This is a genomic window from Flavobacterium anseongense, assembly GCF_021608185.1.
Lineage (GTDB): Bacteria > Bacteroidota > Bacteroidia > Flavobacteriales > Flavobacteriaceae > Flavobacterium > Flavobacterium anseongense.
In genome coordinates this window covers 147,511-161,469 of sequence record NZ_JAKIHN010000002.1, presented here as the reverse complement: position 1 = coordinate 161,469, position 13,959 = coordinate 147,511, and the positions used below count along the sequence as shown (strand labels likewise).

The following is a 13,959-nucleotide window of genomic DNA, read 5'->3' as shown; positions in this document are numbered from 1 at the left end:
CAGCATAAATGAACAACGACGAAGAAGACGATATAATTCCAAACGAAGACGAGAACAACGACCCGAGCGACAGCGAACAGGCGGAGCAATCGTTTGATGACGCTTCCGATGAAGGTTTTGAAGACCTCAAAGGTTCAGGTGATCATTTTTACGACCATGAAGAAGTCAATCCCGAAGATACCATTACCAAAGTTACAGGAATGTACAAGGATTGGTTTCTGGATTATGCTTCCTATGTAATTCTGGAGCGTGCTGTTCCTGCCATTGAAGATGGTTTCAAACCGGTGCAGCGTCGTATCATGCACTCGATGAAAGAGTTGGATGACGGACGTTACAACAAGGTCGCAAACATCGTTGGGCACACGATGCAGTATCATCCCCACGGAGATGCCAGTATTGGTGATGCGATGGTGCAGATTGGTCAGAAGGATTTGCTTATCGACATGCAGGGAAACTGGGGAAACATTCTCACAGGTGACAGTGCTGCAGCTTCTCGTTATATTGAAGCCCGAATTTCTAAGCTTGGTCACGATATTCTATATTCTCCAAAAATTACAACCTGGCAGGCTTCATATGACGGAAGAAGAAATGAACCGGTAAATCTTCCTGTGAAATTTCCGTTGTTGTTGGCTCAAGGTGCAGAAGGAATTGCCGTTGGTTTATCCACGAAAGTGTTGCCACACAATTTTAATGAACTGATAGAATGTTCAATAAAAGTTTTAAAGAACAAACCGTTTACACTTTTCCCTGATTTTCCAACTGCAGGAATCGCAGATGTTTCGGCATACAATGATGGATTACGTGGCGGAAGAGTTCGTGTACGTGCCAAAATTGGACAATTAGACAAACAGACATTAGTAATTACCCAAATTCCGTTTTCAACGAATACTTCAACTTTGATTGACAGTATTCTTAAAGCAAATGAAAAAGGGAAAATCAAAGTCAAAAAAATAGAAGACAATACAGCAGCTGAAGTTGAAATTCTTATTCATCTTCCGCCCGGTGTTTCTCCAGATAAAACCATCGATGCACTTTATGCGTTCACGGCCTGCGAAACTTCGGTGGCGCCATTAGGATGCGTAATTGAAAACCATAAACCGTTGTTTATTGGTGTTTCGGATATGTTGAAAATCTCAACACACAGAACTGTTGATTTGTTGAAGCGTGAGTTAGAAATTCAGTTGGATGAACTCGAAAATAAATGGCATTTTGCTACGCTCGAAAAGATTTTCATTCGGGAAGAAATGTATATCGATTTCAAATTGTATTCAGACAGAGAATCGCTTTACGAATATATGTATAAAGCTTTCAAACCGTTTTCAAAATCGTTTGTGCGTGAAATCAACGATGACGATTTGCAAAAGCTGACACAGATTCCGATGATTCGTATCACGCGTTTTGACTCGGATAAAGCTGATGATGCGATTTCGAAATTGGAAGCCGAAATGGAACAGGTAAAACACGATTTGGATCACATTATTGATTTTGCAATCAACTTCTTTCAAATGCTGAAAGACAAATACGGAAAAGGTCGTGAACGTCAAACCGAGTTGAGAAGTTTTGACAATATTGAAGCTACCAAAGTAGTTTTAAGAAACACCAAACTATACGTAAACAAAGAAGAAGGTTTCTTTGGAACCGGTTTGAAAAAAGACGAATATGTTGCCGATTGTTCCGATATTGATGACGTGATTGTGTTCCTTCGCGACGGAAAAATGATGATTTCTAAAGTAGATGACAAGAAGTTTGTAGGCAAGGATATCATTCATATTGCTGTTTTTGATAAGAATGACAAACGCACCATTTACAACATGATTTATCGCGATGGTAAAAATGGCTCTACGTTCATCAAACGTTTTAACGTTTCCGGAGTTACGCGTGATAAGTTTTATGATTTAACACAGGAAAAAGCAGGCTCACAAGTCTTGTATTTTTCGGCAAATCCGAATGGAGAAGCTGAGGTGATTACCGTTTTATTACGTCAGGTTGGAAGCATAAAGAAATTGAAATGGGATTTAGATTTTACTGATATTGCCATCAAAGGAAGAGCTTCACGTGGAAATACGGTTACCAAATATCCAATCAAGAAAATCGAATTAAAGGAAAAAGGAATTTCTACTTTGCGTCCGAGAAAAGTTTGGTTTGATGACACTGTTCAAAGATTAAATGTAGATGGAAGAGGTGAGTTGCTGGGTGAATTCAGACCAAATGACAGATTGTTATTGATTAATCAATCTGGAAAACTGAAAACTATTATTCCGGAACTGACAACGCATTTTGATGAAGATATTGTGGTGATGGAAAAATGGAATCCAAACAAACCGATTTCAGCGATTTATTATGACGGCGAAAAGGAGCGTTATTTTATCAAGCGTTTCTTGGTCGAAAACGAAAACAAAGAAGAAATCTTCATTACAGAACACGAAAAGTCACAACTCGAAATTGTTTCGACAGATTGGCGACCAATGGCGGAAATTGTTTTTGCTAAAGTGAAAGGTGTACAGAAAGATAATCAGACAATAAATCTGGAAGAATTCATTGCTGTTAAAGGAATAAAAGCATTGGGAAATCAACTCACAACGGATAAACTGAAACAAGTGAATTTGTTAGAACCATTGCCATACGAAGAACCTGAACCCGAACCAGCTGAAGAAATGGAAGTAAGTGATGAAACCGATGTTTCAGATGATATCCAGACAGAAACCGGAGATGATGGACAGATAACCCTGTCGTTAGAATAAATACAAATCCCGCCTTGTTAAAAAAAAAACAAGACGGGATTTGTTTTATAATGCATTTTAAAGACTCGGATGTCAGTAGTTTTTTTTAATCTGTTATTGATTACCTATTTCTGTTTATTTGCTAAAAGTCCTATCATCATAATTATTGAAGTTAAAATTGTTACTTGTATAATTAATGATTTGTTGACTAATTCTATTGATTGATTTATTGGTATACTCAAGAATAAAAGTATTGTAATTAATCCTCTTGGCGCAATAAATAATAAAGGAATCTTAGTTATTCTGAATGTTTTAATAAACACTAGTCGAATTATAAATATGCCCACACATATTCCAATTGCCCAAATAATTGTTTCTGAATTTATCAATTCACTTGTATTTATTAGATAACCAAATAAAATAAAAAACAATGCTCGTACTAAAAAGGCAATTTCTGTAATAAGTTCTTTAAACTTATGCACTTCTTTGTTTAAAATTGAAGGTTGCAATTTTTGAATTATATTATATTTTTTAAACTCATCCAGATTTCCTATGAATAAGCCAAATAGTAAGATGAATATCAAAGCAGGTAAATGGTAAATTTTTGAAATGGTATATATTAAAACTATCATCAAAATAATAGGTAAAAACTTAACATGGTGTTTGATTTTACTTAAAAGAAAAGCAAGTCCCATTGTTGCAATAATTGTAATAATTAAAATGATTATTAATTCTAAAAAAAAGTATCCTATTGATTGAATGTCAATATCATCATTCAATATTATGAAGTTAAAAAAAAGCACACCAAAAATGTCTGACAAACTACTTTCATAAGTTATAAATTCCTTGTCTTTAGTTAATAAATTTTGTGCACTTGGGATTGCTATCGCACTACTAATAATTGCAAATGGAATTGCATTAGCTAGTCCAATCTTAAAACTTACATTTCCAAAATATTGAAAAGCGCAAGCAAGTCCGACTGAAAAAAGTAATAGCGGTAAAAGTGCAACTATAGTTGTTTTGCCAATAAAAGGCAATTTAGACTTATTAAATTCTAATTCTAATGAACCCTCTAAAACAATCAGAATAAGCCCAATGGTTCCAAGTATTGGAAGTATTTGACTTAAATCAGGAACAGTTATTTCAAGTTTAACTGTCACTTGTTTAACAACCCAACCAACAACCAAAAGCAAAATGACAGAAGGTATTTTAGTTTTTGAAGAACTGATATCAAAAATATATGCCAAAATAAGCAGAATACATACGGAAATAATTATTGATGTTGTCATTTTATTTTTCTTTAAGTTTTATTGACAAACCGTTTATTTTGGTTTGCTGCTATCTTTCTACTTTTTAATTGCATTAGTATAATAAAGATTAAATTACTTAAGAGAAAAACAAACAGGACTATTACTAAAAAAAACCGCCTTGTGTTATAACTTCAAAATTTACCAATCAACACACAAAATAGGCCATTGAATTTTAATCAGTAACGTCATTATCGGTAAGCCTTTTATCAATAATCTTATTGTTATGTAGTTTGACCGGTTTTCTGCTTTTCCTCATTCTTAAATTTAAGAATTCAACAAACAACGAGAAGAAGATTGAGAAGTATAAATAGCCTTTCGGTATCGTTCCAACTTCGACATTGGCACCAAATCTGAAATGTGCCAAGTGCGAACCTTCGGCAATCAACATTACTCCAATTAATATTAGGAATGACAGACCAAGGATTTGAATCGTAGGATGTTCATTTACGAATTTAGAAACCGGACCGGCAAAAATCATCATGATTACAATTGAAATGATTACCGATAAAATCATAATAATCAGCGCACCAGTATGCCCAAAACCGCCTTGCTCAGGTTCCGCATTGCTGACCATTCCGATGGCTGTTAAAATACTATCAAAGGAAAAAACAATGTTCAGCAAAGCTATCTGAAGAATTGCTGACGACAAGCTATTGCTGGCTTTTCCGCTAACTCCTTCTTCTTCACCTTCCATTTTATGATGAATCTCGGAAACCGATTTGTATAACAGGAATAAACCTCCACCAAAAATGATAAGGCTTTGTCCCGTAACTCCGGCTTCAAAAAATCCCCAATCGATATGGAATAAGACTTCTTTTAAACCCATAACCCAGGTAATTCCGAATAACAGGATAATTCTAAAAAGCATGGCGAGTAATAAGCCGACACGTCTTGATTTGGGTTGGTCTTCGGCTTTTAATTTTCCGGAAACAATAGATAGGAAAACGATATTGTCAATCCCAAGAATGATTTCAAGAAAGGTAAGAGTTAAAAGAGCCATCAAGGCATTTGGCGTAAATAATATTTCCATTTTTATAAGTTTATTGATTTAACGTGTTTAATCGAGTTTTTTTACAACGCCACGAGATTTTTTATTGCTTCCCACAAAGGAATATTCAAAAGTATAGCTATTCTTATCAGTAAACAAAATTTTCATGCTGATTGCTTTTTCTTCTTTCATGTTTTTGGGATGCAATTTCTGTAAAATAAATTCACAATCATTTACCCAACGCACCGAAGCCGAATCGGTTTTCCCGTTATAGGTTTCAATCTGAAGCTTTTCCGTTCTGGTAAAAGTTGATGTGTGCTTCTTACCATCTATGTTTTGCGTGAATTCAAATTTTCCTGTTTTGAAATCCTTGCAGTTGCGTTCTTTTTCCGAGCAGGATATAAAGGTTAAGGCAAGTAGGAGTAGTGTTGTTATTTTCATTTGTTAAGGTGCTAAGGTTCTAAGTCACTAAGGTTCTATGGTTGAGAAGTAAAAACTCAGCACCTTAGTACCTTAGCGCCTTAGTTACTTTTTTAGTTTATCTAATTCATCATCCGTAAAGTTCTTAATACTTTTTTCTTTGGCAAACTTATCAGCATTATAACTGTTGGATTTGTTTTTCGGGATTGAAAGCGAGTTCCATTCACTTTGTTTTAGCATTTTGGCATAAAAAATAATTTGTCCAATATGATACGGATAATGCGCCAACTGACGGTTTATGGCTTCCATCACGGTATGACCTTCGTTGCGGATATAAATAATATCTTCTAGTTGCTCTGGACTTAATGAATTGATTGTATTGAAAAAACAATTCCAGCCTTTATGCCACATTTCCATTAGTGCAGCTTTGTCATTTCCATGAAAATGAGAATCAAATTCACCGTCACGGTTTCGCCATTCTTTCTCGCCGTCAGTAGTTAAGAAATCCGTCCAGCGCGAAATCATATTCCCCGAAAGATGTTTTATAATTACCGCAATTGAATTGGTGTCATCATTTACTGAAACGAACAATTGTTCCGGCTCGAGTTGTTCTATTGCTTTTTCTCCTATAGTTTTATAATAGAGAAACTGCTTTTTGATGCTTTCTATGTAAATATTATTTATCATTTTCAAAAAGTGCGTCTGTCAGCGTTTTTATTCCTTTAAACATAAAATAAACGGCTAAAAAGCAGAAGACAATTCCAAAAGCTAATACTAAATAATGCCACACATTCTGCTTATTAATCCATGCGTTATAAATTACGCTTGGCCCAATAAACATTAGAGGTAAGGCGTATAACATGTATTTAATTCCCTTGTCTAAAAGTGCTTTGTTGATTGGCATTTTAAAATTTTATTTGGATTCCGATTCCGTTTTGATTTGCCACTGCATTGAGGTCAAAGTTTAATGAACTTGTATTTTTTAATCCGTCGTTATACGATTGAACCGCTTCTTCAATCTTTTTTGACCTTCCGGATAAAACCGGAATAGAGACTGCAACCATACCAACACCGACATAGGTTAGTGCGGTTGGATATTTCACATCCGAAAATAATCCAACAGCCAAATCAATTACTGACAAAGTTACTCCTAATCCAAGAAGTGTTGCGCCAATCGTTTCTTTTGATTTTGCCTGTTTGTAAAGACTAAGTGAATGAAGATTTGAAGCCAATAATTTTTTTACCTGATAAGTTGGAATTTGTTCATTGTCTTGATAAATTCTACCTCTCTCTAATTTGATTGGTTTAGGCGAAGTATCACCTAATGCAGGTTTTTGTGAATAGGCAGCGAATCCTATGAGTAGTATCAAAGCAATAATAATGTTTTTCATGTTGTGATTTTTGACATTTTGTATTTGTAATATAGGGCAAAAATAAATCCGATAAAGGTGTGTGTTCCAATAATCATTAAAAATAAGAATACTTTTTTTAAACCGAATTCATCGTGTTCAAAAAAGGATATTCCAGAATAGAATAATCCGAAAAAATAGACCAAAACTAAAACTATATTACCTATGAAATACCGAATTATATGTTTCCACTTTCTCAATAATACAATGCTTATTATCCATAAGACAGGCAGTATTCCGAGGAGAAAATAGAAAATATAAACTCCCATTATTTATTGTAATTATCTACTGCTTTTCTGACACTGCCAAATTCTTTTAGTAATTCAGCCGCTTTTTCATAGTCGACGGGAATTTCACCCATAATCATTTTCACGCCACGATCTACCAGTTTGTCGTTGCTCAGTTGCATATCAACCATTTTGTTCCCTTTTACTTTCCCAAGCTGAATCATCGTTGCGGTTGAAATCATATTCAGGACGAGTTTTTGTGCTGTGCCGGCTTTCATTCGGGAACTTCCGGTTACGAATTCAGGTCCAACGACAACTACAATGGGAAACTTTGCTGTTAAAGCAATTGGGCTTCCTTCGTTGCAGGTAATACAACCTGTAATAATATTTTTTGAATTGCATTTTTCCAATCCGCCAATAACATAAGGCGTAGTTCCCGATGCGGCTATCCCAATAACGACATCATTTTCTGTTATGCCGTGTTCTTGTAAATCTATCCACGCCTGAAGTTTATCGTCTTCGGCATTTTCTACCGCTCGTCGAATTGCTTTATCTCCGCCTGCAATTAGTCCGTTAACCAAGTCAAACGGAACTCCAAAAGTTGGAGGACATTCCGATGCATCTACAATTCCCAATCTTCCTGAAGTTCCGGCGCCAATGTAGAAAAGCCTTCCGCCAAGTTTCATTTTCTCTACAGTTTTGGCAACAAGTGCTTCAATTTGAGGCAATGCTTTTTCAACAGCAAGCGGAACGGTTTTGTCTTCTTTATTGATATTGGCCAACAAATCGGCAACCGACATTTTTTCTAAATGTTCGTAGTGTGAGGATTGTTCGGTGGTTTTGGTGAAATTCATGATGCTATCTTAAAACGTGATGCGCCAATACAGTTTGGACATCATAAACATTAACTGATTTATTGAATTGTTTAACAATACTAGGGTTTGTCTCACTTGAAACCCAGATTTTCAATTCGGCTTCTAAATCGAAAGTTCCTGCAGTTTCAATACTAAATCTGGAAATGCTTTTATAGACAATCGATTTATATTCTACTTTGCTACCTGTGATTCCTTGCTTTTCAATCAGAATCAAACGTTTAGTAGTGAATATGAAAGTGTCTCTTATTAATTTGAAACCCAATTCAATTTCTTCTCCTTCAATAAGTAATTTTCCGTAATCGTTAATTAGATTTTCTTTTGAAACTGCTCCGGCGTTGCCTAATAATGCAGAAAATAAGCCCATAGTTTTTATTTTAAGTTTAAATCCAAATTTACAAAAAACTCGCCAATACAATTCCTAAAATAATCATCGAAACTTTGGCAATATTGAATTTGTGCCCTTCGCTGCTTTCAAAAATAATGGTGGATGAAATATGAAACAAAATTCCAATGACAACGGCGGTTATTTGAGTGCAGTATTCGTTTAGTATCGGAAGGCTATCGGAAGCTAATGTTCCAATAGGTGTCATTAAGGCAAACGTTAGCATAAAGAAAAATAATGCTGTTTTATTTAATTCTGCATGAACAAAAAATGTCGTTAAGATAATGGCAATAGGCAAGTGATGAATGGCAATTCCAAATGCCAAATCATGGTGATGTCCAACAGGAAACCCTTCTAAAAATGCGTGAATACACAAACTGATAAAAAGCAACCAAGGTATTTGTGTTAGTTTGTCATGACCGTGAACGTGTCCGTGTTCGGCGCCTTTGGAAAAGAACTCCAAAATGATTTGGAATAAGATTCCACACATGATAAAAATTCCAATATTTAATTGTCCGGCTGTTTGATGTACATACAAATCTGGTAACAAATGCATAACCGTCAGCGACAATAAAAACGAACCACTAAACGCCAGTAACAGCTTTAGGTTTTTCTTTGCTTTTGGTTTAAGTAACAAGGCAATTAAATAACCGATAAGTACTGACAGTAAAGGTAATAAGTAATTCATTTTATGTTAATTTGGTTATTTGGTTATTTGGTTATTCGAATGCTTTCTAACAAATTACCGAATTACCGTATAACCGAATCACCTATTTAAATATCATTATTAAACGTTCACTTGTATTTTTATGGAATTTTTTCAATTTGTAATCGCCAAAAGTATCCAGTAAATAAATCCCGGTTTCGTTCATCATATTTTGAAAATCTTCCAATGTGTAAGCTCTGACTTTTTCGATGAAATGAAAGGCTTCTCCTTTGTCTTCAAAATCAATCTCTTTAATAATAAAATCATCAAGAACAAAGCGTTTGATGTTAAAAGTGATTCCGTCAACTTCTTTGGTTTCTTCCGGAATTAAATTATCAATAACCACTTGCGAATTCATAAAATCAATCACGGCAAAACCATATTCTGAAAGGCTTTCTTTGATAGCCATCAAGGTTTTTATATCGTCTTCCCGGTTTTCAAAATAACCAAAACTGGTAAACAAATTGAAAATTGCATCAAACTTTTCTTCGAAAGGTTCACGTTTGTCATGCACTACAAAATGCAAAGTGTCATTGGTGTTTTTATTGGCTTCAGCTATACTGTTTTCAGATAAATCGGCACCAACAACATCAAACCCTAATTGGTTTAAATAAATGGCATGTCTTCCTTTGCCACAAGCCAAGTCAAGTACTTTTGCTTTCTCGGGCAAATTTAAATAATGCGTGAGATTATCCATGAAAATTTGCGCTTCACGGTAATTTCGGTCTTTGTAAAGAATGTGATAATAGGGTGTGTCAAACCAAGAAGAATACCAAGTATTGGTTTGTTGCTTATCGTTTGTGGTTTGTGGTTTTATTGCTTCTGACATTTATTCTTTTCAAATGAATTCTGAACGTGCAAATTTAATGTATTTTTGCCGAAGAAAGTGGAAAACCTTTCTTATTTCCTTTTGTGCCTTAATGGAACCACAAAGGAACAAAGGAAAAGCAAAAGTCACAAAAGTAAGTACTTTGTTTCTTTTGTGGTTAAAATAAAATATTATGGAGAATTTTAAAATGATTGCCAAAACCTTTTTTGGTTTTGAAGAAATACTGGCTAAAGAACTACAACAATTAGGCGCACAGGATGTTGAAATTGGTACGCGAGCTGTAAGTTTCAAAGGAGACAAAGGTTTTATGTATAAAGCCAATTTGTCGTTACGTACAGCCTTAAAAATATTAAAACCCATCTATTATTTCAGAGCTGTGAATGACCAGAATTTATACAAAGGCATTCAGGGAATTGACTGGTCAAAATATTTGGGCGATAACCAAACATTTGTGATTGATACCACAATTCACTCTGATAATTTTAAGCATTCGCAATTTGTTTCGCAAAAAGCAAAAGATGCTATTGTTGACCAATTCCGTGAGAAAACAGGACAACGTCCAAGTATTGATAAGGATTTCCCCGATTTAAGAATTAATATTCACATTGACCGTGACCAGGTTTCGGTAGCGCTTGATACTTCCGGAGCATCGCTGCATCATCGTGGTTACAGAACAGCTACGAATATTGCTCCGATTAACGAAGTGTTAGCAGCAGGAATGTTATTGCTTTCAGGCTGGGATGGAAGTTCTGATTTTTTGGATCCGATGTGTGGTTCGGGAACATTATTAGCGGAAGCAGCAATGATTGCGTGTAATATACCGGCAAACATTAACAGAAAAGAATTTGCTTTCGAAAAATGGAACGATTGGGATAACGATTTGTTTGATCAGATTATCGATGCTTTAATGAAACGAACGCGTGAATTTCACCATACCATTATAGGCTATGACAAAGCGCCAAGTGCAGTTCAAAAGGCGAAAGACAATATTCAGAATGCCAATCTTGATGACTATGTAAGCATCATTCAAGGTGATTTTTTTGACAGTAAGAAGGAAAATGTCGGACCTTTACATATGGTTTTCAATCCTCCATACGGTGAACGTTTGAATATCGAATTGGAACGTTTTTACAGAGAAATAGGTGATACCTTAAAGAATAATTATCCAAATACCAATGCCTGGTTTATCACAGCCAATCTGGAAGCTTTGAAATTTGTTGGACTTCGCCCATCACGTAAAATCAAACTTTTTAACGGAAGTTTAGAAGCACGTTTGGTGAAATACGAAATGTATGAAGGAAGCAGAAAAGGGAAATATATGAATACCGAAGACTAATTTATTTCAGCTGTTTGGCTTCGAAATCTATAGCCTTAATCATATTTTTTAACTGATTGGCATCAATACGTTTGGCTTTAATAACTTTATTTTTATCCAAAATATAAATAACAGGTGTTGAGTAAACATCATACTTCTCAACCGCATTGTTATAATGCGCACCATCGTAAACGTTTATCCAAGGCAACTTGTGTTCGTCTATATATTTCAGATATTTATCGCCTTCGTGCTGCATATAAACGCTGTATACTTTTATATCTTTCTTTTCTTTTAGCAAGTCGTTATACTGTTCGAGCAATATCGGAATTTCTTTTTGGCAATGACCGCAATCAACATCCCAAAAAACAAGCACGGTATATTCGGCTTTAACATCGCTTAACTTGACAAACATTTTAGAGACCTGATCAATATTTTTATAATAAACATTGGTCATTTCTTCACTGTTTTTAGCGTCTTCAAATCCCATGGCTTTCATCTTCGTAAAGTCTTCCGCCTTTATCATAGACAAATCCTGAGCTTTAGCGCCAACTAATAAAGGTTTTAGTTTATCGGCGCGTTTTATTATTTTTTGTACCACTTCATTATCTTCATAAATACCGTCGGCTTTTCCGGTTTTGAAATAAGTGTCAGACATGTGCACAAATACTTTATCAAATCCCATTATTTTGGATGTTTCATATTTGTAAGTAAAATGCGCCAGCAAAAGTTTGTAAGTCAGACTTCCCGGTTTGGTTTTGCTCATGATTTTGTCAATTTCAACACAAACAGAATCAGGATGTGTAACTACAATCGATTCAAAATACCTTTTTATTTTATTATTGAAAAACGGATTTCTAACAATGCCATCATCTTTAAAATCGACATTATCCCAATAGTGTTTTTTATAGTAATTGAAAACTTGTATACTGTCCGGTCTACCGTTTGATGCTTTTGGAATGTCTTTCAGAAGCTTTTCTACTTTTAAATTCATTACATCAGCAATATAACTTCCTTTGTGGTCAGCAATAAACTTTTCTTCAAAATTGTTGATGTTAGTTTCGATTTCTTTTTGCTTATTATTCAACGCCAATGTATCTTTTTTGGTAGCTAAACTTGTAGTTTGCTTATACGTCTGAAAGTCTTTGTTTTGTTGGTTGATGTATTGCACATAGGCAAAGAAATCGTTTTGAAGTGGCGAATTCATTGCGGTAAGTTCTTTACCAATGTTTTGGCTTGCTTCTGTTTTGAGTTCAAGGTTTTGGGTGTTGTCATCGATAAAAAAATCAAAGTAAATTGCTTTTCCTTGGCTCACCAAAGAGTAAATTCCTTTATCGAGTTTCCCTTTTCCTTTAAAAACTATCTTCCCGTTTTTGATAGAAGTGCAGGTATCTTTAATCAAGGTTTTGTCAAATTGGTAAAAGGTAAGATATGCTAAGGTATCCGGAGCATTTTTTAGATTTATCGTTATCTCATAACCCGATTGGGCAATGGCAAAAAATGAAGAGAAACAAAAGATTGCGGCAAGTAGTAATTTCTTCATAAACAAAAGACGTTATTTTCTTTAAAATGATTTTCGAAAATCAAAAATAGGGCATTTAATGGCAGCAACGGCACATTGAATTTTTAAAGTTTACTTAAAATTTTACAGTTATTTCAATCGGACTAATGGATGATTCAATCCGTTGACGATATTTTTGACCACCTGATACTTATCAATGCTTTCAAAAAGTTTGGTCAAATTCCTAAAGCCATAGGTTCTGGAGTCAAAACTTGGTGATATTTTACGCAGGTTGGTTCCAATGTTTGAGATATACGCTTCGTCATCTTCATTGGCCGAAATATCAAAGGCTTTGTCAATGATAGTGAGATTAATTTTTGGACTAGTATCTGTTTCTTTTGCGACAGTTCCTTTTGTAGTGGCTTTCTTTTTAGCAACCGGAATTGCTTTAGGTTCAACAAGAAGGTTTTCGGTAAACGTAAAGATTTCACACGATTGCACAAACGCACTTGGAGTTTTCTTTTGCCCGATTCCCATCACAAAAAGACCTTCTTCCCGAATTCTTTTGGCCAAACCTGTATAATCGCTGTCACTCGAAACAATGCAAAAGCCTTCGGTATTTTTGCTGTGGAGAATGTCCATGGCTTCAATAATTAGTGAGCTGTCAGTAGAGTTTTTACCTGTAGTATAAGCAAATTTTTGAATTGGACTGATAGAATACTGATTGATAATTTCTTTCCAGCCATTCATATGTTGTTGTGTCCAATCGCCATAAATTCTTCTGATGGTAGCTTTACCATATTTGGAAACTTCTTCCAGAATTTCCTTGATTAACTTAGGTTGGGCATTATCGCCATCAATTAAAACAGCGATATTAAATTTTGTATCTTCCATTATTTGGTTATTTTCTGGAAATAAAGATAATCTTTTTAGAACACTAATGCCGATTATTGATTATCCTACTTCTCGAATGCCTTTTAAAAACAACCAACGCATGAATATCTTTTCGCCATTCGGAGTTTTCACTGCCTGGAATTTAGGTGCAGTAAGTGTACCAATAACAAAAGCCGTAATTGGAATAAACAAGCCTGTTAGCTGAGTATATTTACCTATTAAGAAACGAAACGAAATGAATAGTATTGCAAAGCAAATAAGATTATAAACGAAAGCTTTTACTTTTTTTGACATGATTGTAAATTAGTTATGAGTTGAGTTAATTCGGTTATCTGGTTATTTGGTAATTCGTGAAAGTAGAAATCAAATAACCGAATAACCAAATC

The 13,959-nt window shown here is 34.8% G+C and carries 15 protein-coding genes; 2 read left to right on the top strand and 13 right to left on the bottom strand.

Annotated elements, in window-relative coordinates; translation table 11 throughout:
- The first annotated feature begins 8 nt into the window (after nucleotides 1-8).
- Complete coding sequence (locus L1S35_RS03805; RefSeq protein WP_236396776.1) at nucleotides 9-2,741, top strand: DNA gyrase/topoisomerase IV subunit A; 2,733 nt, start codon at nucleotides 9-11, stop codon at nucleotides 2,739-2,741.
- A 104-nt stretch (nucleotides 2,742-2,845) separates the two neighbouring features.
- Here L1S35_RS03805 and L1S35_RS03800 read toward each other — a convergent pair whose 3' ends face one another.
- From L1S35_RS03800 to L1S35_RS03755, 10 genes are all read right to left on the bottom strand, one after another.
- The gene (locus L1S35_RS03800) at nucleotides 2,846-4,009 is read right to left on the bottom strand and encodes a cation:proton antiporter domain-containing protein (protein ID WP_236396774.1); all 1,164 of its coding nucleotides are present in this window, start codon (nucleotides 4,007-4,009) and stop codon (nucleotides 2,846-2,848) included.
- Nucleotides 4,010-4,202: 193 nt separating this feature from the next.
- Nucleotides 4,203-5,060, bottom strand: a complete 858-nt coding sequence (locus L1S35_RS03795; protein ID WP_236396772.1) for a TerC family protein — start codon at nucleotides 5,058-5,060, stop codon at nucleotides 4,203-4,205.
- A 27-nt stretch (nucleotides 5,061-5,087) separates the two neighbouring features.
- The gene (locus L1S35_RS03790; protein ID WP_236396770.1) at nucleotides 5,088-5,459 is read right to left on the bottom strand and encodes a DNA topoisomerase IV; all 372 of its coding nucleotides are present in this window, start codon (nucleotides 5,457-5,459) and stop codon (nucleotides 5,088-5,090) included.
- An 84-nt stretch (nucleotides 5,460-5,543) separates the two neighbouring features.
- A complete protein-coding gene (locus L1S35_RS03785; protein ID WP_236396768.1) occupies nucleotides 5,544-6,125 on the bottom strand; it encodes a DUF1572 family protein in 582 nt (193 codons plus the stop codon).
- A complete protein-coding gene (locus L1S35_RS03780; protein ID WP_236396766.1) occupies nucleotides 6,115-6,342 on the bottom strand; it encodes a DUF6095 family protein in 228 nt (75 codons plus the stop codon). The genes L1S35_RS03785 and L1S35_RS03780 overlap by 11 nt, the downstream gene beginning before the upstream one ends.
- A gap of 1 nt (nucleotide 6,343) precedes the next feature.
- On the bottom strand, nucleotides 6,344-6,829 hold the full coding sequence (locus L1S35_RS03775) for a hypothetical protein (protein WP_236396764.1): 486 nt from the start codon (nucleotides 6,827-6,829) through the stop codon (nucleotides 6,344-6,346).
- Nucleotides 6,830-7,115: 286 nt separating this feature from the next.
- Nucleotides 7,116-7,928, bottom strand: a complete 813-nt coding sequence (gene murQ, locus L1S35_RS03770) for an N-acetylmuramic acid 6-phosphate etherase (protein WP_236396762.1) — start codon at nucleotides 7,926-7,928, stop codon at nucleotides 7,116-7,118.
- A gap of 4 nt (nucleotides 7,929-7,932) precedes the next feature.
- Nucleotides 7,933-8,313 (bottom strand): PH domain-containing protein, encoded by a 381-nt coding sequence (locus L1S35_RS03765; protein WP_236396760.1) that lies wholly within the window; start codon nucleotides 8,311-8,313, stop codon nucleotides 7,933-7,935.
- A gap of 28 nt (nucleotides 8,314-8,341) precedes the next feature.
- Nucleotides 8,342-9,019: a ZIP family metal transporter gene (locus L1S35_RS03760; protein WP_236396758.1), complete on the bottom strand. Its 678-nt coding sequence runs from the start codon at nucleotides 9,017-9,019 to the stop codon at nucleotides 8,342-8,344.
- 82 nt (nucleotides 9,020-9,101) lie between these two features.
- Nucleotides 9,102-9,866: a class I SAM-dependent methyltransferase gene (locus L1S35_RS03755; RefSeq protein WP_236396756.1), complete on the bottom strand. Its 765-nt coding sequence runs from the start codon at nucleotides 9,864-9,866 to the stop codon at nucleotides 9,102-9,104.
- A gap of 172 nt (nucleotides 9,867-10,038) precedes the next feature.
- Between L1S35_RS03755 and L1S35_RS03750 the strand changes: the two genes are divergently transcribed.
- Entirely contained in the window at nucleotides 10,039-11,202 is a 1,164-nt protein-coding gene (locus tag L1S35_RS03750) for a THUMP domain-containing class I SAM-dependent RNA methyltransferase (protein WP_370641045.1), read from the top strand.
- Between the two features lies 1 nt (nucleotide 11,203).
- Here L1S35_RS03750 and L1S35_RS03745 read toward each other — a convergent pair whose 3' ends face one another.
- From L1S35_RS03745 to L1S35_RS03735, 3 genes are all read right to left on the bottom strand, one after another.
- Nucleotides 11,204-12,721: a TlpA family protein disulfide reductase gene (locus L1S35_RS03745; protein WP_236396754.1), complete on the bottom strand. Its 1,518-nt coding sequence runs from the start codon at nucleotides 12,719-12,721 to the stop codon at nucleotides 11,204-11,206.
- A 108-nt stretch (nucleotides 12,722-12,829) separates the two neighbouring features.
- Nucleotides 12,830-13,573: an NYN domain-containing protein gene (locus tag L1S35_RS03740; protein ID WP_236396752.1), complete on the bottom strand. Its 744-nt coding sequence runs from the start codon at nucleotides 13,571-13,573 to the stop codon at nucleotides 12,830-12,832.
- Nucleotides 13,574-13,633: 60 nt separating this feature from the next.
- On the bottom strand, nucleotides 13,634-13,867 hold the full coding sequence (locus L1S35_RS03735; protein ID WP_236396750.1) for a hypothetical protein: 234 nt from the start codon (nucleotides 13,865-13,867) through the stop codon (nucleotides 13,634-13,636).
- Between the last annotated feature and the right edge of the window lie 92 nt (nucleotides 13,868-13,959).